20 protein-coding genes and 1 pseudogene are annotated in these 25,397 nt (G+C 63.3%); 9 read left to right on the forward strand and 12 right to left on the reverse strand.

Annotated features, from left to right (window positions below):
• Window positions 1-100: 100 nt before the first annotated feature.
• The 3 genes from AZG88_RS25025 (at window position 101) to AZG88_RS25035 (ending at window position 4,024) form a co-directional block, all read left to right on the forward strand.
• Complete coding sequence (locus AZG88_RS25025) at window positions 101-1,201, forward strand: sugar ABC transporter substrate-binding protein (protein WP_269455063.1); 1,101 nt, start codon at window positions 101-103, stop codon at window positions 1,199-1,201.
• Between the two features lie 184 nt (window positions 1,202-1,385).
• Window positions 1,386-1,733 (forward strand): hypothetical protein, encoded by a 348-nt coding sequence (locus AZG88_RS25030; protein WP_061044881.1) that lies wholly within the window; start codon window positions 1,386-1,388, stop codon window positions 1,731-1,733.
• The gene (locus AZG88_RS25035) at window positions 1,730-4,024 is read left to right on the forward strand and encodes a N,N-dimethylformamidase beta subunit family domain-containing protein (protein ID WP_061699522.1); all 2,295 of its coding nucleotides are present in this window, start codon (window positions 1,730-1,732) and stop codon (window positions 4,022-4,024) included. Before AZG88_RS25030 ends, AZG88_RS25035 begins: the two co-directional genes overlap by 4 nt.
• Here AZG88_RS25035 and AZG88_RS50445 read toward each other — a convergent pair.
• The 3 genes and pseudogenes from AZG88_RS50445 to AZG88_RS25045 form a co-directional block, all read right to left on the reverse strand.
• Window positions 3,922-4,413 carry a PAS domain-containing protein gene (locus tag AZG88_RS50445; RefSeq protein ID WP_082833468.1) on the reverse strand — a complete coding sequence of 164 codons (492 nt, stop codon included), beginning with the start codon at window positions 4,411-4,413 and terminating at the stop codon, window positions 3,922-3,924. The genes AZG88_RS25035 and AZG88_RS50445 overlap by 103 nt on opposite strands.
• An 85-nt stretch (window positions 4,414-4,498) precedes the next feature.
• Window positions 4,499-5,052, reverse strand: a pseudogene (locus AZG88_RS50450) (pyruvate kinase); the annotation flags it as partial.
• 649 nt (window positions 5,053-5,701) lie between these two features.
• Window positions 5,702-6,070, reverse strand: coding sequence for an antitoxin Xre/MbcA/ParS toxin-binding domain-containing protein (locus tag AZG88_RS25045; RefSeq protein ID WP_061699524.1), 369 nt, complete (start codon window positions 6,068-6,070; stop codon window positions 5,702-5,704).
• A gap of 503 nt (window positions 6,071-6,573) precedes the next feature.
• Between AZG88_RS25045 and AZG88_RS25050 the strand changes: the two genes are divergently transcribed.
• The 6 genes from AZG88_RS25050 to AZG88_RS25080 all read left to right on the forward strand — a co-directional run bounded on the left by AZG88_RS25050 (window position 6,574) and on the right by AZG88_RS25080 (window position 17,185).
• The gene (locus tag AZG88_RS25050) at window positions 6,574-7,500 is read left to right on the forward strand and encodes a hypothetical protein (RefSeq protein WP_231914185.1); all 927 of its coding nucleotides are present in this window, start codon (window positions 6,574-6,576) and stop codon (window positions 7,498-7,500) included.
• Complete coding sequence (locus AZG88_RS25055) at window positions 7,409-8,338, forward strand: hypothetical protein (RefSeq protein ID WP_061699525.1); 930 nt, start codon at window positions 7,409-7,411, stop codon at window positions 8,336-8,338. The genes AZG88_RS25050 and AZG88_RS25055 overlap by 92 nt, the downstream gene beginning before the upstream one ends.
• Before the next feature lie 32 nt (window positions 8,339-8,370).
• On the forward strand, window positions 8,371-9,159 hold the full coding sequence (locus AZG88_RS25060; protein WP_231914186.1) for a hypothetical protein: 789 nt from the start codon (window positions 8,371-8,373) through the stop codon (window positions 9,157-9,159).
• A gap of 441 nt (window positions 9,160-9,600) precedes the next feature.
• A complete protein-coding gene (locus tag AZG88_RS25065; RefSeq protein ID WP_061699527.1) occupies window positions 9,601-13,854 on the forward strand; it encodes an nSTAND1 domain-containing NTPase in 4,254 nt (1,417 codons plus the stop codon).
• A 222-nt stretch (window positions 13,855-14,076) separates the two neighbouring features.
• On the forward strand, window positions 14,077-15,513 hold the full coding sequence (locus AZG88_RS25070) for a tetratricopeptide repeat-containing protein (protein ID WP_061699528.1): 1,437 nt from the start codon (window positions 14,077-14,079) through the stop codon (window positions 15,511-15,513).
• A gap of 118 nt (window positions 15,514-15,631) precedes the next feature.
• Window positions 15,632-17,185 (forward strand): patatin-like phospholipase family protein, encoded by a 1,554-nt coding sequence (locus AZG88_RS25080; protein ID WP_231914187.1) that lies wholly within the window; start codon window positions 15,632-15,634, stop codon window positions 17,183-17,185.
• 391 nt (window positions 17,186-17,576) lie between these two features.
• Here the strand turns inward: AZG88_RS25080 and AZG88_RS25085 are convergent, their stop codons facing one another.
• The 9 genes from AZG88_RS25085 to AZG88_RS25125 all read right to left on the reverse strand — a co-directional run bounded on the left by AZG88_RS25085 (window position 17,577) and on the right by AZG88_RS25125 (window position 25,074).
• Window positions 17,577-17,972 carry a hypothetical protein gene (locus tag AZG88_RS25085; RefSeq protein ID WP_156517610.1) on the reverse strand — a complete coding sequence of 132 codons (396 nt, stop codon included), beginning with the start codon at window positions 17,970-17,972 and terminating at the stop codon, window positions 17,577-17,579.
• Window positions 17,973-19,056: 1,084 nt separating this feature from the next.
• A complete protein-coding gene (locus tag AZG88_RS25090; RefSeq protein WP_061699532.1) occupies window positions 19,057-19,647 on the reverse strand; it encodes a zeta toxin family protein in 591 nt (196 codons plus the stop codon).
• Entirely contained in the window at window positions 19,644-20,027 is a 384-nt protein-coding gene (locus AZG88_RS25095) for a TA system antitoxin ParD family protein (protein ID WP_061699533.1), read from the reverse strand. The genes AZG88_RS25090 and AZG88_RS25095 overlap by 4 nt, the downstream gene beginning before the upstream one ends.
• A gap of 656 nt (window positions 20,028-20,683) precedes the next feature.
• Window positions 20,684-21,688, reverse strand: a complete 1,005-nt coding sequence (locus AZG88_RS25100) for an acyl-CoA dehydrogenase family protein (RefSeq protein ID WP_061699541.1) — start codon at window positions 21,686-21,688, stop codon at window positions 20,684-20,686.
• 257 nt (window positions 21,689-21,945) lie between these two features.
• Window positions 21,946-23,256, reverse strand: coding sequence for a hypothetical protein (locus AZG88_RS25105; RefSeq protein ID WP_061699534.1), 1,311 nt, complete (start codon window positions 23,254-23,256; stop codon window positions 21,946-21,948).
• A 381-nt stretch (window positions 23,257-23,637) separates the two neighbouring features.
• The gene (locus tag AZG88_RS25110; protein WP_061699535.1) at window positions 23,638-23,955 is read right to left on the reverse strand and encodes a hypothetical protein; all 318 of its coding nucleotides are present in this window, start codon (window positions 23,953-23,955) and stop codon (window positions 23,638-23,640) included.
• Complete coding sequence (locus AZG88_RS25115; RefSeq protein WP_061699536.1) at window positions 23,952-24,446, reverse strand: hypothetical protein; 495 nt, start codon at window positions 24,444-24,446, stop codon at window positions 23,952-23,954. Before AZG88_RS25115 ends, AZG88_RS25110 begins: the two co-directional genes overlap by 4 nt.
• Window positions 24,443-24,751 carry a hypothetical protein gene (locus AZG88_RS25120; RefSeq protein WP_061699537.1) on the reverse strand — a complete coding sequence of 103 codons (309 nt, stop codon included), beginning with the start codon at window positions 24,749-24,751 and terminating at the stop codon, window positions 24,443-24,445. The genes AZG88_RS25115 and AZG88_RS25120 overlap by 4 nt, the downstream gene beginning before the upstream one ends.
• Window positions 24,748-25,074 (reverse strand): hypothetical protein, encoded by a 327-nt coding sequence (locus AZG88_RS25125; protein WP_061699538.1) that lies wholly within the window; start codon window positions 25,072-25,074, stop codon window positions 24,748-24,750. Before AZG88_RS25125 ends, AZG88_RS25120 begins: the two co-directional genes overlap by 4 nt.
• Window positions 25,075-25,397: the final 323 nt, after the last annotated feature.

Consider the following 25,397-nt stretch of genomic DNA (forward strand, 5'->3'; position numbering starts at 1 on the left):
TGGAATCATCCTCGGCATCACGAGCACGGCGTCGTGTGCGACAGATGACGCCCCCGCAGTCTCCGGTGCCGCCGCGGAAACGTCGATCGCCGGACTCTCGATGGCGTACACAAACGCCACAGACGCCGCACCCCTCTACGTCCTCCTCCAGGACGGTGTGAAAGCTGCTGCCAGCACATCGGGAGTCAAGCTCGAGACGTACGACAACGCCCTGGATGCGTCGACAGTGTCGTCGAACGCGCGACTGGTCGCGCAGAGCAAACCTGACTTCGTACTCTCGTACAACCCGATCGCCGGAATCTACGGCTCCGTCGAGAAGATCTACCAGAACGCCGACATCCCCTGTATCGCTGTCAACACACCCAGTGTGACCGAACCCAACCCCGGCTACTGCTCCTGGCTCAACCTCAGCAACCCGCAACTGTGCACCGACACTGCCAAGGCAGTGGGCAAAGCCGCCCGCGAGCGGGGATGGACCGGCGAGAACACCACAGTACTTCTCGTCAACGCCCCCAGCTTCGGTGAGCAGATCAACAACTGCAACAGCTACTTCTACAAAGAAATCACGAACTGGGTTCCAGGCTTGAGAACCATCAGCGACGTCTCCGACCTGTCCGTGACCACAACACAGCTCGGTGACTCCATGGTGCAGGTCGACGGTAAGGCCCAGCGCAGCCCCTCATTTGACGTGGTCAAAAACGCCCTCGCCGGCATCCCGTCGGACCGCAACCTCATCACCTACAGCGTCGCCGACGATTCATCCCTCGGCGCATGGCAAGCCATTGACCAGGCCGGGCGCGGAAACGACACCCTGATCGCCGGCATCGGGGGCACCGGCGAGGCCCTCACACAACTGCGCAGCAACCCAGCATGGGTTGCCGAAGGTGACCTCTTCTTCGGACACTGGGGCCAGTACATGATGGCAATGGCAGCCGCCGAGAAGAACGGCAAAGAGCTGCCGTTCCAGACAATCGCGCCGGAGGCAGTGCTCACCAAGGACTTCGCCATCGAAGACAGCATCGTGGCACCGTTGTCCGACTATTACCGCGACGGACAACCGGATGCCTACCAGCTTCCGCCTCTCGTACCTGTAGTTGAGGGAGAGACCGTGTTCGGCACGCAGACAGTTGGAAACGATTATCTCGCCGAAACGGGAGTCCTCCAGCTATTCAACAACGTTCGCGGCTTGGCAAATGGCTGATCTCGCCACAGCGCCCAGCGGGAGCAATACCGCAAGCGCAGTCACAAGCTTCGGTCCCGGACCTCAGATGCATCGCTGGTCACCGACGCAGATGACACCGGTCGCACCTAGTGGAACACGATGCCGACGAGTCACGGACACCACCGTGAACACACCTGCGAATCGGTAAGGAAAGAAGAGGAAGATGACGACAATCGACAGAGATGCCCTGGTATACCACCAATTCGACGCGCAGAGCCGTGAGCGCATCAGAGCACTGGTAACTCCCGAGATCATCGCAGAACACGCGGCCGATCCGAACGGCATGCACAGTGACGCCCTCCAGCGCGTCCTCGCATACTTTCGACGCGGACTGATCGCCGGAAAATACATCGTAGTCGCCGCAGAACCGTTCTCGGCGTACCGCATCGGCATGCTGAACGGCGACCGCGGCACACCGATCACCGTGCTCGACAACGTCTACCCATCAGAGAAAGACGTCCTTCACGCAATCTTTCTCCGCCGCCTGAACGACATTGGAGCCCTACCATGACCAACGCCCGCCAGCCCCGTCTACTGTCCTACTCCGACCGGCTATCCGTCGCGCCGAGCGAACCGATCGAGTTCAAGGTCAGCAGCCTGATCCCCGGTGAATTCACCGCCGAAATCGTCCGACTCCAGCATGGCGACCGCAATCCCGAAGGTCCCGGATTCCGCGAGCACATCATCAAGTCGGTCGCTAGTGGGCAATACCCGGCCCGGGCCCAGGACATCGACCCCGGGTCCTTCATCCGCGTGGACGACCCCAGCGATCGACTCTCACTGACAGGAGCATTCTCCCTGCACGCGTTCGTGTTTCCGACAACCGCCGAGCAGCCACGGCAGGTTGTGCTCGGTCGCTACGCACTCGACACCGAGACCGGATACGCCCTCGAGGTCGGTCCCGAAGGGGTAACCCTCCGCATCGGCGACGGCACCGGCTCGTCGGTGATCTCCACGGGTGACCCGCTCTATGGCTCATGTTGGTACTCGGTGGGCGCCACCTACGACCCCCAGACCCGGATCGGCAGGGTTTGGGCCGAGTCGGTAATCACCTCGACCAACAGCCTGGTGGCGAGCACCGTGCCGATCAGCGGCCCCGGCAACAGCGAGGGCACCCTCGACCGTGAACTAGGCGTAGCACCGACGCCGTTCCTCATTGCCGCAGCCAACGCCGGAAACCGGTTCGAAGCGCACTTCAACGGAAAAATCGAACGCCCGGCAGTCTGGAGCCGCGTCCTGACCGACGACGAAATCTGTGCGCTACGCGACGGCAGCGAGACTCGCACGCACTTGGTCGCACTGTGGGACTTCGCCGCCGACATCACCAGCACCGGCGTGACAACCGACCGAGTCCGCGACCGTGGCCCGTGGGCACTGCACGGAACCTGTCAGCAAGGTCCGGCCCGGGGTATGACCGGTCGGCTCTGGTTGGGCGTCGACGAGCGATTCACACTCGTCCCTAGCGAATACGCCGCCATCCACTTCCACGACGACGACCTCGAGGACTGCGGCTGGGACACCGACCTCACATGGACGGTCCCTGATGATCTTCCGAGCGGCGCCTACGCACTACGGATAACGCAGGACGACGAAGTCGACCGCCAGCCATTCTTCGTTCTACCTCCGCGCGGATCTGCGACCGCAGATGTTGTCCTGGTAATACCGACCGCAAGCTACCTTGCATACGCCAACGAACACCTTGCCCCAGGTGGGGCGTTCGCGCAGTCGATCTTCGGACAGACGCCCGTCCTCGGAGCATCCGACCTCTACCTCCACGAGCACCCAGAGCTCGGCTTGTCGCTGTACGACCTCCACTCTGACGGAAGTGGCGTCCACCTTTCCTCCTTGCGGCGGCCCATCGTCAATCTGCGCCCAGACAAGCGCACATCACTCGGCGGCCCCTGGCAGTTCCCCGCGGATCTGCACCTCGTCGACTGGCTCACCGAGAAAGGCATCGAATTCGACGTCGTAACCGACCTGGAGGTCCACCAGGAAGGCGTTGAACTGCTCAGCCAATATCAGGTTGTGCTCACCGGCTCTCACCCGGAATACATCACACGCGAAACACTCGATGCCTGGGAGCAATACCTCACACAGGGTGGTCGGGCACTGTACCTCGGAGGAAATGGCTTCTACTGGGTCACCAACTGGCACCCCGAGAAGTCCCACGTGATCGAGGTCAGGCGCGGTGAGTCCGGAATCCGTGCCTGGCAGGCGCAGCCGGGCGAGCTTCACCTGCAGACAAACGGTGAGCGCGGCGGTCTGTGGCGTTGGCGAGGCCGTGCGCCGCAGAAGTTGGTCGGCGTCGGATTCGCAACGCAGGGATTCGATTACTCGTCCTATTTCGTGCAAACCGAGGACGCCGCTGAACCCGCTGTCGCGTTCATTGTCGACGGGATCAAGCCTGACGAGAAGATCGGGGACTTCGGTTTGGAAGGCGGGGGCGCGTCGGGCTTCGAACTCGACCGCTACGATCTGACGCTCGGAACTCCTCCAGGTAGTCGGCTCCTGGCCACCAGCGAAGGACACTCCGATAATTACCCCCGTGTGTCGGAAGAAGTGCAGTTCACTATGCCGCACATGGGCGCAACGATGGACTACCAAGCCCGCGGCGACATCGTCTACTTTCCCACCCACAACGGTGGCGCCGTATTCTCGACGAGTTCGATCGCGTGGTGCGGCAGCCTCTCTCACAACGACTACGACAACAACGTCTCACGCATGACCGAGAACGTCATCAGGCGGTTCCTGGACAACACGCCCCTGTCAGCCGAAGGCTCCATGCCCTCCACGCGGCCATGACACGGCCGGCCAGCGGGTACAGACCACCGAGCGAATCCGTACCCGCTGTCAGGTTCATGCGCCTCCGGCGGTTCCCGCGGCTGCCGGCCGGCGGTGTCGAGGATGCGGTATGTGCTGCTAAACGGTTCGGCGGCGCTGATCATCCGGTCCAGGACCCGCGCCACGTGCGGGTGGTCCTCGAGATGCTTGCGGGACAGCAGCAGCTCGGTCGTGGGTGTCACCTCGCCACGCAGGTAGCCGTGCATCTGGGCGACAGCGTCGGACCATTCCCACCGTTGCCCATCTAGAAAGAAGCGGAAGCTGCCGACCCTCTTCCGGCGGATGGAATTCAACGAACTCGGTCCGACCCGCTGGTGCTCGGCCTGCGCAACAACGGCCGGCGGCTGCACCAGCAAAACGATGGTCTGGAACCCCTGATCTCCGGTGGCACCAGTACGTGACGCTCCGCACTGGCCCTTTGAGGTGTCGCCCGTGTCAGTGGGTGTAGTCGTCGGCGCCGATGCGGTGGACGTGGATGAGGTTGGTGGATCCGACGGTGTTGGTGGAGAGCCGGCGACAATGACGACGAGATCGCCGCGCTGGTATCGATCGAGCCGGAGGAGGGCGGCATCGACTTGGCGGATCATGTCGTCGGTGGTGTGGACGGCGTCGACGAGGACCATTTCGGTGCCCCAGGTGAGGGCGAGTTCGTTGCGGACCTGGGCGACGGGGGTGAAGGCCAGCAACGGTAGCGGGGTGTGTAGGCGGGCGAGGCGCCGCACAGTCTCGCCGGATTGGGTGAAGGCGACGAGGGCTTTCGCGTTCAGCCGCTCCCCGATGTCGCGGGCGGCGAAGGACAGCACGCCACCCCTGGTGCGAGGTACGTGGGTGAGGGCGGGAACGGTGGTCGATTCCTGTTCGACGGCGCCGAGGATGCGGGCCATGGTGCGCACGGTTTCGATCGGGTACTTGCCGATGGAGGTTTCGCCGGAGAGCATCACCGCGTCGGCGCCGTCGAGGACGGCGTTGGCGACGTCGGACCCTGCCGCGGTCTGCCGACGAACGCATCTCACGCCCCCAGCACGTGCCCTCATGGACCAATTCACGCCCATATGCATCGACGTCACCGGCCCCTTGGGACAGCATTCGAGACACCCGCCAAGCCCTAACGAAGAACTGTCCCATCGCTAACCGCTGCAGGACACTGCCGAGAATCGATGGTTATGCGACAACCGCTACGAACTGCGGAAATCGCCTGAAAAGCGTCGGTAACCTGCGTCGAAACTATGTCGAAAAACCTCAGCCCGGGACATTTCGACACATGCCGGTCGGCTACGCGCGCGTCTCCAGCGCAGACCACCACACCAAGTCGACACCCTGCGTAGACCGGCGCCCTCGCGCTCGCCCAGGACGGGTCGGTCATTCGGCATGAAACTGGGGCATTCTAAGTGACATAAGGTCCGTTATCCGAACTTTGGGAACGTATGTCTAGCAATTTATTTTGGGGGAATGTTCGACGCGGGCCACTGAGTGCCTGACTGAAGTCACAGCAATCGAGATCTCAGTTTCGCACTGGTGAGCCCGGCGCAGTGTGCGACGCGCACACATGGTGCGCGACTGGCGCACGACCCCGTAGTCGGGGATGTCTCATGGGGGGCTGTTGGGGGGTGCGTTTGTTTCTGGTGACCGGCCGTGTGGTCAGGAGCCATGGGTAGCGAATTCGGTTGCGGCATCGCGGATGGTGTCGCGGACACTGTCGAGGTTCGCTTCGCGTAGTAGCTGTGCGGGTGGTTGGTTGTCGAGTGCGGGGTTTCGTCCTTGGAACCAGGTTTGGATGACGGCGGGGGTGTCGCGTGCGCTGATTCGTCGTGCGGCGTCGAGGGCGACGTGGAGTCGGTTGAGGATCACTGCGTCCGGGAGTGGGGTGATGCCGTCCACCCATCCGTGGACGGTGGCGGTGTCGGGTGCTTCGGCAAGGTATGCAACGAGTTTCGTGCCGAGGAGTGATCTCAGCTCGGTGATGAGGGTGTGCGCTGCCGTGTCGGATGCGGGGTTGGTGTTGACCATTGACATCTCCTTGGTCAGCCCCTGTGTGTGCTGTTCACGCTACTCGGGTTCAGGGTGAGGCCATCAATTCGCGATGCGTATGTTTCCCCTGGTCAAGGCTTTTCTGGGTGGCGTCGCTGCGTTAGCGTGAAGGTATCGGATCTGCCTTCACACACACAAACGTGAACATCCAACTTCATATCCCCGAAGTGGGAAGAAGGTGATCCGCTCAACTCTTACCAACGCACCGAAAGACACCGAATAACGGTCGGTGTCTTTCGAATTCGTCAGCTGTGGTGCAGCTGGCCCCATGTGATTCATGAGGAGTGGACACTCATGACGATACTCGCTTGCGCTTTGATCGGCGACGGAGCTTTCGGAAGTCACCGGTTCGAGAAAATGGGTGATCACCGATGACGGCCTACAAACGGCGCGCTGATGACGCCGCTGTCATTGCAGCGCGTATCCGGTGTTTTGAACCACGATCGGTCGACCCGGCCGTGTGGTCGGTGGTGGCGCCGTGGGTGCGTGAGACCGTCGAATTATTCGGCCCTGCGTTGCATAGTCAGGCGGCGAACGCGTTGAAGGCGCTGTCGCGGTTCGCGGTGTGGGCGATCGATGTGGGGTACGACCTCGACCGGGAGACGGTGCTGGTTCCGGAGGTGCTCGAGCGGTATCGGGTGACCGGGATGCGGGAGTTGGCGCCGACCTCGCGGTCGGCGGAGGTCTCGCGGCTGCGCAGGGTGGCGCGGGCGGTGACGCGGCGGGCACCGTGGCCCGCAGCCGGCGCTCCCGGGTCGCGGCAGGGCCTGTCCGCGCCGTACATGCACGAGCAGGTCGAGTCGTACTGGGCGGCCGCCCTGTCGCAGAATGGGCCGTTTCGGGTGCAGGCGTTGACCGCGGTTCTGGCGTTGACGGTGGGGGTGGGTGCCCGCTCGGGCGAATTGTTCGCGGTGACCAGATCGGAGGTCACCCGGGTCGACGGCGTGGTGGCGGTGCGGCTCGGGTCGGAGGCGTCGGGTCGGGTGGTTCCGGTGAGGGCGGGGTGGGTGGATCGGCTGGAGAAGGTCGCGGCCGGGGCCGGGGCGGGGCCGTTGGTGGCCTCGCACCGGGCGGGCCGGGATCAGGCGGCGGCGTTGCTTGCCTCGTTCGAGTACCCGGCCGGGTTGCCGCGGTTGGCGGTGGCGCGGTTGCGGTCGACGTGGCTGACCGGTGTGTTGTCCGATTGTGGTGTGGCGGAGATCTTCGCGGCCGCCGGGATCGTGAGCGGGAAATCCTTCTCGGATCTTCGGCCGTATCTTCCTGCGCCGGAGGTCGGGTCGCCTGGGTGGCGGCGGTTGGCGGGAGGGGGCGGCAGTGATGGCGCCGCGGACATCGGAGGAGATCATCGAGCAGTACACCCCGCGGATGCCGGCGCAGGAATGGGAGGCGATCGCGGCGTTCGTGCGTGACGTCGTCCGGCGGGGGTTCTCACCGTCCCGGAACTCGCGGCAGTGGTTGAACCGGATCTCGACTGTGACGTCGATGGTGGCGTGGGCGGTCGAGCAGGGGTTGCCGCTGGAGGTCGAGCAGATCTTTCATCCGGCGACGGTGAACCGGTACGCGGTCACCGTCCCCGGGTTGGCGGACGCGACACGGTCCTGTCGCCGGTCGGCGCTGACAGCGTTGTCGCGGCGGATCACGCGGGTGGCGCCGTGGGAGCCGCCCCGTCAGGCGTTGCCGCACAGCCCGGTGTCGAGGCCATACACGAGCGAGCAGGTGGAGACGTTGCTGTGGTGGGCGCCGCGGCAGGCGAGTGTGGTCCGTCGCCGGGGCCTGGCCGCGGCGGTGGCCGTCGGTGTCGCCGCCGGCCTGGCCGGCGCCGAGATGGTCAATGTCGGTGCGGCGGATGTGCGGGTCCGCGGCGAACATGTGATTGTCACCGTGTCAGGGCGGCGGGCACGGCAGGTTCCGGTCCGGCCGGCGTACCGCGAGGCGGTGCTCGGGTCCGCGGAGCATGCGGGCGGAGGGCACCTGTTCCGGGATCCGGTGCCGCGGGTCGAGTTCGTCGGGGAAGTGTTGGAGCATTGTGATCTCCCGCCCGGTCTGCGGCCGGTGACCTCGTCGAGGTTGCGGTGCACGTGGGTGTTGGTGATGCTGCAAACGGTGCCGCTGCCGGTGTTCCGGGATCTGTCGGGGGTGATCGGCGAACGTCAGATCGTTGCGCTCTCGCGCAGTCTGGAACGCAGGCCGCGGCGGTCGTGGATGGCGGCCGAACTCGACGCCCTCGCGAAGGCGGTGCCATGGTGAGCGGGAAGGGCAGGGTTCGTCGATTGCACGAGGTGTCCACCACTGTTCACCGGACCGAGCCGTGGCAGTTCGATCGGGTGATCGTGGGGATCGAACACTGTGAAGCGCGTGAGTTCGTGCGGGAGGTGTTCGACCACCATCGCGGAGCCAAGAGAGTGTTCAACGCGGATGCGTTCCTGGCCGGATACCTGCTGACCCCGATGCTCGGGTTGCCCTTGCATCAGACGAAGGTCGCGGAAGTTGTGCGGGGATGGTCGAACTCGCAACGCCGGGAGGTGGGACTGCCCGCGCACGTCGAGATCAGCTCCAAGAGCGTCAACGACGCGTTGCGGCGGTTGATGGAGGCGTGCCGGTCGCCGCGCCATCCGGAGTGGGACGAGCGCGCCGTCGCGCAGGCCCTGCGCGATGCCACGTTGTGGTGTCACCTGCTGGACGCCCCGGCCGGGTCGGATGCCCGCTACATCTACACGATCGGTATAGACGCCCGAATGGGCTGGCGTAGTGGTGAGTTCGAGGAAGTTATATTCTTCTGCGGCTTCGACCTGCACGTGATCACGGAGGTACCGTCCGCTCCCGGCCGTGGCCCGGTTGTGCACGTGTCCCGGGCGATGAACCTCTCGCCGGCGGGGGCGAACAAGGGAGTCATCGGCCTGCCCGGAGTCCAGGCACTCGGCGACAGCATCGGGAAGGCGCGCCATCTCACCGCCGACCGCGCCTACAACTCTCGGTTAGAGAGATGCTTCCCGCAGTTGTGGGAAGCGGTGTCCGAGTCGGGGTATTCGGTGATGGACGCTCGCGGTAGACATTTAAATATGGTTTGAGCTGCAAAGGACCCGTGACAATGCCAGAGCGGGGGAGGACGATCAAGTTAGAAACCAACCGGTTTTGACAATTTGTGCTATCCGGATGGGCGAGATCCCAGCCGGAACCGAGCACGTCCAGCAGCGGATGGCCTTCCTGTGTCCTGGTGGAAGGCTTCGTCGCCGCGCGCGGGCGGGCGCGAAGTGCTGGAGTAGTGATCCCTTTGTGCACGGCAACACGGCTTTTGAGGTTCGGGCAGGCTCGTTGCCGTACAGCGTCAGGTCATCGGACGGTTGGTAGTGCGCTACTGGTTATGGTCTGCGACTACTTCAAAGCAACGGCGGCACGGTTTCGCCGCCCCGGGAGGCATCGGCCCACCGAATCGTCAATCGTGGTCGGCTCGCCGAGACAGTTGATCCCGCAGGAAGTTGTAGCCTCATTTGGGTTTGGCGGGTGATGGTATGTCGCGCGTCTTTCTGAGTCATTCGAGCCGGGATTCGCGAGCCGCTATCGCGGTGAAAAGGTGGCTGATCGAGCAGGAACCGGGTTTGGCTGGCGAGATCTTTCTGGATTTGGATCCGCACACCGGGATCCGGCCGGGTGAGCGTTGGAAGCAGGCGTTGCAGCGGGCGAGCAACCGCTGCGAGGCGGTGATATGCCTGCTCTCCGCGAGCTGGCACTCCTCGCGTGAATGCACGTACGAGTTCCGGTACGCGGACGCGTTGAACAAGGCGATCGTATGCGCCCGGCTCGAGCCGGTTCCGGACACTGGTATCACCGGCGACTGGCAGCGTTGCGACCTGTTCGGCGATGGCCCCACCATCGAGATTGTCGTTGATGGTGGGGACCCGGTGGTACTCACGGTCGATGGTCTGCACCGGTTGCTTGACGGGCTGCGTGCGTTGGGGATCGGAGCAGAGTATTTTCCGTGGCCGCCGCCGGCGGACCCGGAACGGGCTCCGTACCGGGGTTGGGAACCACTAGATGAGGCCGATGCTGCGGTCTTTTTCGGGAGGGACGGTCAGATTCTGCGCGGATTGGATGCGGTGCGGGGTATGCGCGTTTCCGGTGTGGAGTCGTTGCTGGTAATTCTAGGCCCCTCGGGAACTGGAAAGTCGTCGTTTCTGCGGGCCGGTTTGCTACCGCGGCTGCGTCGCGACGACCGCGCGTTCTTGCCGCTGAACATCGTGCGCCCCGAACGGGCCGTACTCACCGGTGAGCTCGGGCTCGCCCATTCCCTCTATAGTCTTCGCGCCGGCCTGGGGCTGTTACAGCCGCAATTGGGGGAGATCAAGGCTGCCTGCCTCGAATCCGACGTCGACCGGCTGCTTGCGTGGTTCGCCGAAGCCCGACAGGCGGCACGCGCCCGTCTGCTCGATGCGCCCCCGGAAGCACCGGCGCCGACGCTGATCTTGCCGCTCGACCAGGGTGAGGAACTCTTTAGCGCCGATTCGGGACCGCAGGCCCCACGATTCCTGCAGATCCTGGCAGCACTATTACGCCAAGACGCCGAGGCTGCCCCCGGGTTGATTGTTGCGGTTACCATCCGCGCCGACCGCTACGAGCCGCTACAAACAGCACCGGAGTTGGCCGCGGTACAAAGTGTGGTGTTCGACGAACTCAAGTCGATGCCACCGGCCGAGTTCAAGGAGGTCATCACCGGCCCGGCCCGGCGCGCGACCGAGGCCGGACGAAGATTGACAATCGAACCAGCGCTGGTCGACCGCCTGCTGAAAGACAGTTCCGAGGGGGCGGACACCCTGCCGCTGCTGGCCCTCACCTTGCAGCGTCTCTACTGTGACTTCGGCGATGACGGGAATCTGACCGTGGCCGAGTACGAGACGATGGGTGGAATGCCACGAGTGGTGCAGACCGAGATCGACCTCCTGCTCAATCCCGACCCTGCTGCCCGGAAGGCTCAACTCGACACCTTGCACGATGCGTTCATCCCGTGGCTGGCCACAATCAACCCAGACAACGACCAGCCGATGAGACGCCTCGCCCGCGGGTCCGACCTGCCGCCGGCTAGCTCCACGCTGATCGACGCGTTCGTCGAGAAACGGTTGCTGGTCAGGGATATTCGCGACGGACAGCCTGTGTTCGAGGTCGCCTTGGAAAGTTTGCTTCGTCAATGGCGTGAACTTGCCGAATGGCTACAAACCGAAAGCCGGAACCTAAAGGACGCTGACATCCTCGAGCGTGCCGCCGCGGACTGGCGAACGAACCATCGCCATGATGCGTGGCTACTCGAAGGGGAACGTCTTAGCGAATTCGAGAGACTCGCAACTCATGTGGGTTTCGAGGACAGATTGAGATCGACGCGCGAGTACCTTAGCGCGTCGCGACAGCGTGAAGATGCGCGGCAAAAAGAGGAAAAACGTCGACAAGAGATGGAGCTGCAGGCCGCGCGGGACCGGGAGCATGCCGCCAAAGCCCTCGCCACCGAGGCGCAACGCCACGCGGTGGTTCTCCGTAAGCGATCACGAGCGTTGAGAATTGTACTGGCGGTCACAGCGGTAATTGCGTTGGTCGCCGTGTATGGGTTGGTAGGCGCTGTACAGGCGAGGAACCAAGCTGAGGAGCGCACAAACCAGGCAACCGCTCTGCGGTTGATTTCCGAGGCCGAGCAGATTGTCGCCGGTGATCGGTCGGGAAGTGATGTTCAGGCACTGCAACAAGTTCTCGCAGCCACGGAGCTGCGAGAGAAGGCAGATGGCGATGCTCTTGTGAATGCTCGGATCGACGGCGCAGCATATGACCTGGTGAATGGACGGCGTGACCAAGTCCGGGTCATCGAGACTCCTTCACCCGTTGATGCAGTGGCTGTAAGCCCCGATAGTCAACAGATCGCCTCGGGCAGCGACAACGCCACTGTGTACCTCTGGAATGCTGGCAGCGGTCAGCAGGTAGGTGAGCTGCACCACGAGAAGTACCCGGTGCGCGGCATTGCATTTAGCCCGAACGGCAAGTGGATTGTAACCGGCGGCGGGGACCGGAACGTGCGGCTGTGGGATGCCAAGACTGGCGATCCGATCGGGGCGCCGATGAAGCACGATGAGGCGGTACATAGCGTCGATGTCAGCAGTGACAGTCGGCTCATTGTCTCCGGCGGAGAGGATTCCACAATTCGGCTGTGGGAGACGTCGAGCGGCCGACCGGCTATCGAACCGATCAGGGACGGCGGAGGAATTGTCCGAAGCGTCGCATTCAACCCCGCCGGTGATCGCATCGCTTCCGGTGATGAAGACGGCAATCTTCGGGTCTGGGACACCAGCGGTCGGCAGGTCGGTGAGGCACGGACCGGCACGAAGGTGTTGAGCGTCGCGTACAACCCTGCCGGTGATCGCATCGCCTCCGGCGACCTCGACGGCACTATTCGGATATGGGATGCGAACGGCCTTCCAGTGGACCAGACGTTTGCAACGGTAGGCGGCGTGCTGAACAGCATCGCGTTCAGCCCCGATGGAAGCCAAATCATCTCCGGCGGTGGCGCCAGCGCAGTTCAGATATGGGACCTAGCAACGCGCCAAGAGATTGGGGATCCGACAATCATCAACAGTGGTGCGGTGATGGGCGTCGCGTTCAGCCCGAACAGCCGCCAGATCGTGTCAGGCAGTAGGGACGGTACGGTGCACATATGGGACCCGATCGCCGCCACACCGATCCAGACGAGCCAGGGCTCGATCCACGCTGTCGCCTACGGTCCGGATGGTCAGCAAGTCGCTTCGGCCGGCGAGGACGGCACGGTGCGAACGTGGGATGCGAAGTCCACCAAACCGATTGGTTCACCATTCGGGGATCCGAGTGGTGGCGAGAACGCAGTACTCAGCGTCTCTTACAGCCCGGATGGGAAGCGTCTCGTCTCCGCCGGAAAAGATGGTGCAGTGAGGTTGTGGGACGTGACTACCCGCCAAGCAGTGGTGTTGCCGATGGTCCCCCCAGTTGGCGCACCGCCGACGCGCCCACCGCCGCCGCCCACCGAACCGCACTGGGTGCAAAGTGTCGCGTTCAATGACGACGGTTCCCGGATCGTGTCGGGCGGCAGCGACGGCGCAATACGTCTGTGGGAGGTAACCGGCCGGCCGATCGGTGCGATATACGGACATGCGGGGGTAGTCAGGAGTGTTGCATTCAGTCCGAACGGCCAACAGATAGTTTCCGGCAGCTGGGATTTCTCTATCAAAATGTGGAGTGCAAACAACCTATCCTCATTCGGCAATCCAATGACTGAGTCAGGGATGTATGAGGTGTATGGCGTCGCTTTCAGTCCCGACGGCCATCGCATTGTCTCCGGGAGCTATGACTCAGCACTCCGCGTGTGGGATGCAGACAGCCAGCAGAAGGTCGCTGAAATCGAAGGTGATAACAATATGGTGTGGAGCGTCGCCTTCGCACACGACGGCCGATGGATTGCATCGGGGAGTGACAATGAAGTGCGGCTCTGGGATGCCGACACCTACGAGGCGGTGGGTCAGCCGTTTGTGGGCGCTCAAGGTTTGGTCCGAAGTGTCTCGTTTAGCCCCGACGATCGACAGATTGTTTCTGCGAGTTGGGACGGACTCCTGCGATTCTGGGCGACACCATCAGATGTCAATGGAGCTCTGTGTGGGAAGCTCAATAGCAATATGAGCCGCCAGCAGTGGGACGAATGGGTCTCTCCGAGCATTGACTATGCAGAGGTTTGTCGCGGTCTACCAATCCCGCCCGACGAATGATGACTCCGACGGGACTACTCGTATCCGGGGGCGCAGACAGACCATAGATGGTTCGCAAGGCGCGCAAGACAGTCCGCCAGAGCACCTTGAGGGTAAGTCCCGGCACGGGATGTAGGACGAGGGTCGACCAGTGGCATTTGCCCGCCGCCCCAACTACTCTGGAATATAGGATTGGATGAAGAATTACGGGTAGCCGTGGCGGAATCCTGAAAGGCGTCGGTGATGCCGAAACCAATCGCGTTCATGGTGATGCCCTTCGGAGTGAAGTCAGTTGATCGGGCCGAACTGCACGTCCCCGGCTCAGTGGACTTCGACGCACTGTGGGAGAGGGTGTATCTGCCGGTACTTGGAGAGATCGGTTACGAGGCGGTAAGGGCGGACCGCGACCTGGGGGCACTGATTATCACCGAGATGATTCAGCGGCTCACGATAGCCGATCTGGTTGTCGCTGACCTCACTCTTCCGAATGCCAACGTCTACTACGAGGTGGGTGTGCGACATGCAGCACAGCAGCGCGGTTGCGTTCTCCTCGCGGCGGATTGGGCTAGGCCGATGTTTGACCTCGCACAAATGACTCAGTTGCGTTTCCCGCTCACCGACGGGTCCATCCCCGAGCATGTCGCCAACGAAGCCCGGACCAAGCTGATTAAGGAACTCAAGCGCTTCGTTGACAGTACGTCCCCCGTGTTCGACGCAGTCACCGGCTATCCTGACCACATCAATCTAAGCCAGATGTCCGCCTTTCGTGCCACAGTCGATCAGCTGTTCGCCTTCGATGCCGACGTGCGGGAGGTCCGCAGCCTTCCGGCGCCGGATCGTGCCGCGGCGGCACGCGCAGTCGCGGAGCGATACGGTTACGAACCAGCCGTGCGCGACGCTGTTGCCCTCCAACTGTTGAGGCTGCTGTGTGAGACCGCACAGGAGCGAAAAGACTGGGCATTTGAACTGAATTACATCAGGAACTTGCCCGCTCGCCTTATCCACCATCCGATAGTCGCTGAGCAACGCGCACTTGCGCTTGCGAAAAAGGGCGATGTGTCGGCCGCCGCGGCCGCCATTGAGCAGTTCATCTCCACGCACGGCGCCACTTCGGAACGTTACGGCCTCCTGGGCGGCCGATACAAGCAGCTCTTGCGGGCAGCAGTTACACCCAAGCATCGGCGTCACTATCTCGCCAAGGCTATTGATAGTTACGAAAACGGCATGTTGCTCGACCTGAACAACTATTACCCTGCATCCAATCTTCCACGCCTATATCGTGAGCGCGGTCTGCAGGGCGATCTGAAACGCGCCGAGGAAGCAGCAATAATCACGACCGAAGCATGCAGGCGCGCAGATAAATTGGGCGCAGAGGACGAGTGGACCAAGTCCGCGATGTTGGGTATCGCGTTCTTTAATGGCGATCTCATCGGGGCACGAAAGCTGACGTCGCAGTTCGAAGCAGACGGACCCGGAGCTTGGCAATTGGAGGCGACGATCGGCGATCTGCAGATCGATACCGCTCAACAAGTCGATCCCGAGATTCGTGCGGAGCTGAACTCCGTTCTCGACCGACTTGTGGAACTGATATCCCCACCCACACCGATGGACAGACCACCATCAGTAGCCAAGCACGCGGCGGATCCGGGCGCGTCGATGAGTACGGACCGTGATGCCTGACATGCCAACTGTGGTAGTTGTCAGCGGCCACATGGTAGACACCCCAGATCGGTCCCGACCGCGATTTCCGCCTCAAGAGGTTGAGCGAGTCGCAGCTGAGGTCGATGACACATTCGAAATGTGGGGCGTGGGGCCGTCGACCACCGTGATCACTGGCGGTGCGCGGGGCACGGACATCATTGCCGCGGAAGCAGGACTCGCCCGCGGGGCTCATCTGGTGCTCTGCCTCGCCCTACCTGCGACTGAATTTGAGCAACACTCCGTCACGATTCCTGACACCCAATGGCAACAACGGTTCAGGTCGCTTCTGGCACGCGCTGATGTCGAAGTTGTCAACTTCGGCGGGATTCCACAAGGCTACGACGTTTACGCCGCAACCAACATTCGGATCATTGAACGGGCACGTATGCTCGATCCGCGGCCACACGCGCTTCTGGTGTGGGATGGCCAGCACGGAGATGGCCGCGGTGGCACACGTGATTTTGTCCACCGACTCGGGTATACCGGACCTGACCCCCGCGTCCGAGTCGTCGATCCGACGGCCCGCCGCTACGAAGCTAGGCAGACCATGCCCGGTCCAAAGAGGCTTCTTGCCCTCGACGGCGGCGGCATCCGCGGCACACTCACCCTCGAGATACTGAGAAGTATCGAAACTAAGCTTCGTCAGCATCGGGGTTGCAATCTCGTGCTCAGTGACTACTTCGACTACATCGGCGGCACCAGTACGGGTGCGATCATCGCCGCTGCGCTCGCGCGCGGCAAGTCGGTCAGCGAAATACAAGATAAGTACGAAACTCTCGGCTCAAAGGTATTCAAGCGAAGGCTGTTTCCGATGTGGCTTCGCTCGATCTATCGCGACAGCAGGCTGACGAGTGAACTCGACGACTTCTTCGGTGCTGGCCTCACACTGGGCGACCCAGAGTTCCGATCACTATTGCTGGTGGTCCTCCATAACACTGTCTCCGATTCGGCGTGGCCACTGAGTAACTGCTCCAAGGCGCGGTACAATCGCGCCGAGCGATACCTCAAGCCAGCGCCCGACCGAAATCTCGATCTCCCGCTCACGAAGCTGATCCGCGGAAGTGCTGCTGCACCAGTGTATTTTTCGCCGGAAAGTTTGCGGATCGGCACAGATGACTTCGTGTTCCAAGACGGGGGCCTGACGCCGTTCAACAACCCGGCACTACTAATGTTCTTAATGGCCACCCTTCCGGAGTACGGATTGCAATGGCCAGTTGGACAACAGAATATGCTGATCGTGTCAGTCGGCACCGGATCGGCCGCTGCAGTCCACACTGGACTTCGCGCAAAGAATGTCCACCTACTTTTCAACGCCAAAAACCTTCCCGCAGTGTTGATGCGTGGCGCCGCGGTCGGCCAAGACCTCATCTGCCGATCCCTAGGCCGGTGCCTCACTGGTCGCCCGATAGATAGCGAGGTGGGTGACAGGCTCAATTGTGCCAGTGTAGCTGGAGAAAGTTTGTTCACCTACCTGCGGTACGACGCAGATCTATCCAGCGAAGCCCTACACCGCGCTGGCATCACATCTGTTCGCGAACAGGAACAGATCCGCAAACTCGATGGTGTCGGCGCGATCCCGCAGCTGCGGGCAATCGGAGAAGCGGTTGGCCGGGGAGTAGATCTAGGACATCATTTCCAGGGTTTTGTGTGACGCCTCGCCACTACTGCACGCACACCGAGCGGCCCGTCGGTAACCTCCGGTCGTACAGGTCACAACCCGAAGGTGGCGAGTGACGTCACTAGCGGGTCGGGGAGTAGGCGCCGGCGTTGAGACTGACAGTGCATAGGCAGCGTGCTTCGACTGTCGGGAAGGTCTGACCCGGTCGGAGTGTGGGTGCCGGATCATGTGACTCGGCATGGAGGTCCATCTAGGAATTGGGTGCGGTAGACGATGCGAGACTCGATCTCCGCCGTGGTGATGCAAACTAAGCGTTGTCTCCTGGGCTGAAGTGTACGGATCGATGAGGAAGTCGGTATCGGTCGCAGACGAGCCATCGACCAACCAGCCCACCGCTCGTGTGCGAACGAGGATAGTCGGTGGCTCACCGGGAGGGCGCGCCCTCGGAAAGGGTGGTGCCGTTTCGGTCGGTGGTGGATTCACTGGTGGCGCGATAGACCAGCGAGACCAATTGGGCCGTCGCCGGACCAGCCAGCGCGATCGTTCCGAACATCATCCAACCTACGACATCAGGGTGCGGGGAGGCGAGGTCCTCTCGCGGCTCCAGCAGCAAGTTATTGGCGATCGCGCCGAGTGTTCCGATCAGACCGAGTGCTGCTACTGACGATCGTCGAACCCACACGTTCTCGGAGAACACCACAGCACCGCCGAGTGCCAGTACCGAGACGACCGTCATTGCAGTGAATATCCAACGCTCCGAGGCCTGTCCATCGCGGACTGCGAACGATGTGGACAGAATTGCGGAAGCGGTCAGCACCACACCGCCCAACAGTAGATCTACGATCGGGATGCACCTACGCACAGCACTCACTTTCGCTTTGGTCCGATTCTAGGCCGAGACAGACGCTTCAGATGTCATGGTCAGATTCTTGCGTGGGGCACCGACAAGGTCCTCCGGTCCTAGTTCGAGCTTGCACGGGGAACGTCAACCGCCGACAACCCCGTCAAGAATCGCCGAATTGATCGTCTCGCGAGCACATGTCCCGTCGGCGGCAGATCGCCGCTCGCCGATCTGGCGGCCCCGCTGTAGTCCAGCCTCATAGATCTCCGTCATTTCGACAGTGGTAGCGCAACTTGCCTGAAACTGCGGTAGACACGCGGGCTCGGTGGTCGTTGAATCTCGTCACCCATCAAGAAGGCCCCGGTCATATCACTCTGACCAAAGTCTTCCTCGGTTGGATGGTGGATGGAGCGCGGGTGGGCGTGGGCCCGCGCGGTGAATGGAGCGTGGCCGCGTGGATGGTGGTGGCGGTACCGACGCTTGGAGCGTGGTCGTATCCGGGCATGCCAGTCGCATTGAGACCCGCATGAAAACGCGCCTCATGACGCTCTGCACCCACCAGTAATGATCTGCACCGACCACCACCAAACGTCGGTAGCGCGCGACCGTCTCATGTCCAGCAAGACCGCGACCCGAGACCCGCTTGGCGCGGCTTCCAACCAACAGCCTCTCTGGTTATGCTCGCAGACTTTGTCGATAGTTGCGACTGCGTCTGCGGCCATTGCATGTCCGCGGCCGTGCGCGTCTCCGCCAATCACATCCAGCAACACAGGTCGGTCGGCTATCAATCCTGAGGACCGGCCGGCCACTGGTGGGGTGAATCCGCCAACGCGGGGGACCGGGTCGTCTAGCTGGTTTCGACGACCAGACCCCATTCCAGCGCGGTGTCGGTGTCCTTGACGTCCACGACGGGGACCGGGTGTTTTTCCTGTTGGCGGTGAGCTGTTCGAGGGAGGTGTCCGTCTCGTCGGAGTCGGTGACTTTCGGTGCGTCGTGGTCGGTGGCCGTGCCTGTTGGTTCCTCATGTTCTGGGTGTTCGGATCCGCCAGGCTGTTGACTGCGCCTATGGTTGCTCGCCGCGGCTGGTGTGCGAGGTCAGTTCTACGGGTGTCCATGCGGGCCAGGTGGCTTCGCCGACGAGGTGTCCGTCGGTGAACTGGGCGACGATGCGCGGGCCGGTGCTCGAGCTGTTGTCGTACACGGTCACGTGATCGCACCGTGGGAACGCCTTAGCGAGCAGACCCCATATTCTCTGGTATCGCTGGCGGATCTTGTCTTCGGGCACTTCGTGTCCGCCGGCTTGCACCCGGTAGCGCACACGCTGGACCGCTAGCTCCTCGGGAATCATCACCACATGCAAGATGACGGTGTAGTCGTGTGTGCGTGCTTCGTCGATCAGCTCCAGCTTCGACGGATGGGAGAACACCGTCTCGGCGATAAACGATTTCCCCAGGGTCAGCAGGTGTGCCCGGGTCTTCGCGGCGATCTCCGCCGCCTCATAGGAGTGTGCGACCGGATTCGCCGGCCACCGTTGTTTGGCGATCTCGTCGGCATTGACGAACGGGTTGGCCGGCAGTAGTGGAGCGAGGGTGAAGGCCACGAAGGTGGACTTGCCGGCGCCGTTGCAACCGACCACCAGGTCGAGTCGTTTCACTCGGGCAGGACTGTGCGCGTGCCGTCGGGACGGTACTCGATGATCTGACCGTCCTCGGACAGCGCGACCGTGGTGATGCCCTGGACCGCGAGCGCGGCACCGTAATCGGTGGTGGCCAGTTGTTCCTCGATCGCCGCGTTGATCTCGGCGTTGAACACTGTGCCTTCTTCGGGTCCGAGTTCACCGATCGGCAACCGGCCGGCGAGGGCGTCTTCTACTCGGCGCCGGGCCGCGGTCTGCCGGCTCGAGACCGCACGTCCCACCCGGGCCCAGTGTTCGAGTTGCTGGCGTCCGGTGCGGTGTTGCCGTTCTCCCTCGGCCATGGCGCTGGCCACCAGGTCCGCTGCCAGGCGGGTGACCTTGTCCGCGGTACTTTGCATCACTTCACCCCCGGGTGTTGTAGCTAGTTGCTACAAGTGTAGCTGATAGCTACAGGTGCTGTCGGGTTCCTGTTGTCGGGAGGTCCGCCCGAATCCCGCCGACGATCGCCGGTCCTCCTTCGAGGCCACGCCGCCGGGTGCGGTGAAGGTCCCCCTAAACGACAAAAAGCCGCCCCCAACTGGCCATTGAGGTCACTCCGGAGGCGGTTTAACGTGGAGGGTGCGGGCCGTATCCCGTCGGCTCGAGACTTGGCATTCCGGGATACGACCCGCCGGGTTTTTGCTGACTCCTGCCTCCGCTGCGAGTCGCCTAGCTGAGCCGCTCTCGAACCATCCCTGAGCGCGGTGCTGCACACATGGTTCGAGGGCGCAAGGGTAACTGGCCGAGATTCGCCAAGTCGCCTTACCGCGAAGTGGTCGCCCCGGGGTAGGTGGGACTCACGGCGGGGTTGGGTGATGCACCGTGCATCACGGTGGGCGGCGACCTGGCGGACGATTCTTCTGGTTCGGGCGTTGTTCTGACTGATCAGAGGGGTGGGTCGCTCCGCCTGATCGCCGGTTCCGGTGGAGTGAGACGGGGAGGCTTGCGATGGGACTGAGGGTGCGGGAAGTCGGGGTCTGGGATCGCCGTCATGCGTCTCGGTCCGGCGGTTCCACTAGGGGTGGCGTGCGGTCAGGATGCGGGACTTGATTTCCGGGGTGGTGGTGCAGACGGCACTGAAGGCGGCTTCCCGGACCAACCGCTCGGTGGGCTCACCGCGTGTGACCGATCGGCTCCCCGCGGCGGTGGCGACGTAGGTGGCGGCGGTGCCGGCGAATTGGCTGGCCTGGGCGCGGGCGTTGTAGATGTCTCCGTCGCCTGTGGCCGCGTTGTCGAGTGCTGTGCGGATCGTGGTGTGTGTTTCCCACAGTTGCGGGCAGGGGTGTCCGATGCGGTCGGCTTCGGTCAGGCACGCTCGTGCCACGCCGAGGGCGAGGGAGCCGTTGATCCGGAGAATGGCGCGGTCCGCGATGCTGAGTCCGCCGCGACGAGCCTTTCGGACGTGGATGACCGAGGCGTGGGGGACTTCGTATCCGTTGAAGGTCAGTTCGACGGTGTTGGATGCGTCGGCCGCGGACAGGCAGATTCGTTTCGCGTGGGCACCTCGACCGTCGGTTGCGTCCATGAGGAAGGTGACGGTTTTCTGTGCTCGGGTGTCGTATGCGGTGACACCGAGGACGTCGACTAGGCCCCATCCGGTCACGAACGGTGCCTGCCCGGTAATGGTGTATCCATCGTCTGTTTCGGTCGCGACGATGACGGGGTTGTCCGGGTTCGCGTAGCCGCTGCCGGAGACCCCGGCGGTGACGGCGCCGCTGCGCAGGTCGGCGAGATAGCGGGCTTTGAGGGTGTTGTTCCTCGACATCATCATTCGGAGGAGGGTGCCGTGGTGTTGTGCCCAGACGAATGCGGTCGCCAGGCAGCCGCTGATGAGTATTTCGCCGACGTCGGCGAGGGTGTTAACGGGATCTTTGGTCGCGAAGGCGAGGCCGTAGAAGCCCCGGTCGCGTAAGGCTTCGAAGTGCGATAGCGGGATCTTCCCCGACCTGTCGACCTCTGCCGCAGCGGGCCGCAGCACCTGGTCGGTGAGGTCTTGCGCTTCCTGCACCCAGTCCGTCATGGCTGACACCGTATCGACACTGAGCGGCACCTCGCTGACGCGCTCCAATGGTGGGCGGACGCCGTGAGACTCGCCCGGCTTCCGGGAACTCGCCCCACCGTGGCAGCGGTCCGCTGCCGCAACTGCGATCGAGATGTTCCCCATGTCGCATCCGGTGTTGTTCCACAGCAGTAGGACTCGGTCGGTCACCCGAGGTGCGGCGGCTCGATGATGGTGGAGGGCTACCCGCGAAACTGGTGAACGTCCCTCTGGATGGCTCATCGGAGATCGACTCGACGATGTGTGGTGTGACGCAGGGTCCGGCGGATCTGTGCGAGGGCGGATTCCCGCTGCTCCGGGGTTGCTTGCATGGCGTTGCGATGGTGGATCGCGGTGCGGCGGGCGTGTTGTTCGCGGCGGCGCCGGGCGTTGGCTGCGGTGCGGTGCTGGCTAGGGGAGGGGCCGGTCCAGTCGATGTGGGTCAGGCGCCAGCGGAGGAGGGCGACCGGTGAGCTGATCCGGTCTGCGGTAGGCCAGGTCCACCCGCGTTGGGTGGTGTCGCGGTCGAGGGTCTGTGCGATGTCATCGCCGGTCCAGCGGGTGGTGTCGATGCCGGCGGCCTGGATGGTGTCGCAGATGTTGCCGATATGGCCGCGGGCGAGAACGGGGGAGCGGGCGATGAGGGTGGCGGCGGCTCGTTGGAGGTGGAGGGGGCGGGGTTGTGGGATGGATGTGGTAGGCCGCGCGTGTGCGCGTTGGTGAGTACTTCGTAACGAAAGAGTATGTGAAGGAACGTAAGTACCGGGGGATAGGGTGTCAGCACCGGTGGCCTGGGGATGAGCTGTGCTGGCCGCGGTGGTGGATTGCTGGGGCCGGGTGCGGTGGCGTGCGAGACGTCGGGCGGCGCGGGTGCGGCGCGAACGCGGTGGTCGTTGTGGGGGTGGGGGAGTGGCGTCGACGATGTGTTTCGGGGAGCTGAGTGCCCAGACGGATGCGGCTTGGTGTTGTTGGCCACCGTGGTGGAGTTCGGCGGCCATGTATTCACGGGTGCGCAGGGTTCGGCCACGTTCGACTTCGACACCCATCTGGAGGGTTTTGAGGACGCGGCGGGCGCGGTTGACGACGGAGAGTGAGACTACGGCGTGGTGTGCAATGAGATTCCGGGACGCGGTGACACCGCGGCCGGTGGTGGAGTCCGCGAATCGGGCGTGGGCTGTGGCGACGGCCATCAGGCGTTCGATGCCGATGCTGTGGGTGGTGAGTGCGGCTTGGCCGGTGGGGGTGTGGGTGATGTGGTGGCGGAGTTGGCGTAACCATTCGCTGCGCCCGGACCATACGGGGATGGTGGCTTCGCATCCGGGTGTGATCGGGAGGGTGAAGGATCGGCCGCGTTGCCCGGTGTCGCGGTTGTACTCGTGGAGGTTGTTGATGGCTTGGGTGGCGGCGTGGACGGACGCTTCCCAGGTGTCGACTTCTGCCGACTGCGGAATGTGCGTACCGCCGTTGACGGTTGACCGGATGTTGGTGGGCGAAACGGGTTGTGTAGTTGCTGATTCAGCGCATGCGTTAGCATCAGACGTACCTTCCACAGGTAAGTCCCTTCGGGGAATGCAGTACGAGTGTCGGAAGCGGGTAACTTCCGGCACTCACCCTCAGAGAATGTGACGGCTCGGCAAGGCCTTCACCCTCTTGGTTGAGGAGGACCGGCAAGTCCTCCTCAACAACATGTCGCGGAGCGGTTCGTGAATCTGAAACCACCCCCCACCAAGGGGTTTTTCGTGTTTCTGAGGTCTGCGCTTTAAAATTTGGGTTATCGGGGTAGCGCGATGGTTACGCGGTCAGGGGCATCGCCTCGCTTTGGGCGTGGGTGGGTGCCGATCAACTAGCGCGGTCACCGCGAACCGTGGAGGTTCGCGCGTGTCCGCTGAAAGGGATCGGTGAAGGGTTGGTTGTGGCCGCAGCCGCCTCGGTTACGCCGACCGCGGTGCCGGCTGCACACCGAGTAATCGGTGTGCCGCGGCGGCGACCTCGCGGATCTGCTCAATCGTGGCTGTCTCGGGCTCTGATGCGACGAGGTCGACGACGTCGACGAGCGCGTCGCGTGCTCCCAGGCTGAGGCGAGACACGCTCGGTGAGAGTCGGATTGGGCCGTGTGTCTCGATGAGGTGTGCGGCGGACATCACGGTCGGCGTGCGCGCGTCGGCGACGAGTAGCGCGCAGATGACGCTCTCAATCGCGATGAGTTCCCACGTGCGCCCGTCGTGGTCGGTGGCGGTGAGGCCCGTCATGCGATTGCCCCTCTCGTCGAGGGGCAGTGCAGCCATGACGCCCAGGCCTCGATGGCCGCGGCGACGCACGTCTCGGCGACCGGCGCCGGTTTCGCGGCTAGGTGCGCCCAGAACGCGGCGGCGACAGCTTCCGCACCACTGAACTGATGGCCGCCCAGGTAGTCGTGGGCGTCAACTGAGGAGTCAGCGATCGCGGACCAGGCATAGAGGGCAGCGTACTGAGCGCGGCTGGCGCCGATCGCAGCGAGCCGGTCCACCGCATCCCACCTGGCAGCGAGGGGGTCGACCGTGCCGGTCGGCATATCGCGGCACAACGTGGCGACGGTATGTCCCACGGCCGTGGAGAAGCCCGGAATAGTGACCAGACCCCACACTGGGTGGGAGTAGAGATCAGCGAGCCATCCCCAACGCAGAGACCCGGGGCCTTCGGTACCGGGGCACTCGATCTCGCCGGTCGCCATGAGCAGGACACGGTCGGAAAGACTGATCATGCCGCCGACCCCCGCTCGATTGCCCGTTGCCCTTCGACGCGGTTGTAATACACCCGCAGCTCACGATCAGTGGCGACGGCCGTTCCGTCGTGCCGATACGCGACACCGGCCCAGATCATCGACTGCGGCGGATCTCCCGCGGCGATCATCTTTGCGACTTCGGCGCGGCACGCGGCGAGCCGCGGGCACTGGAAGCATTCCCGCTGCGCGTCGCGGCCGGCGCGGTACGAACCCTCATCGATGTCCCACGACTGCGGGTCAATCGAGCAGGGCAAGACCGTCGGGGCTGATCGGCGGGCGGTCATGCGGCATCACCACCAGCGGCGACGTGGTTGGCGGGACCTCGGGGAGTCCTCGAACGCAGGACTGCATACGTCCGGAGCCGATCGGCGGGTACATGATTGCCGTAGTAGTCGAACGCGGCGCCCGCCACGATCTGATCCTGCGGCGGTTCACCCCCAGCGATTCGATTGCGCAGCGTGGTGCGGCACTGGGTGAGGATCGGGCATTCGTGGCACGAATCGATCGCACGCTGCCACGATGCCAAGTTCTGCCCCGTCAGTTCCCAGGAAGCGGACTTGCCCGCGCACGTGCCCACACCCGGCTCGGGTGCGGTCAACGGGATCATTCCGCGTGCTTCCAACTCGCGGCGGATACTCCGCAGCTGCGGGCAGTCTTGGCATTTGGCGGTGTAGACGAAGCCGCACCGGAAGCAACGCCCCTCAGGGGTTGGTCGGTGTGCGCTCGCCGAACGCAGCAACGTCGCGACCGAAAAGCGAATCGTTCTCGACGATGTGTCTGCAGTTCCATCGCGCCGCGCTAGCTCGCGGAGCGCGGCCGCAGCTCGGGGGCACAGAGGCTTAGCTGCCGTGACTAGGGCGCCGCATTCCTCGCAACGCCCCTCGGAGGACACGTGTTGGGCAGTGATGCGCGAGAAATGATCAATACCTG

Source organism: Rhodococcus sp. LB1, assembly GCF_001583455.1.
GTDB lineage: Bacteria > Actinomycetota > Actinomycetes > Mycobacteriales > Mycobacteriaceae > Rhodococcus_F > Rhodococcus_F opacus.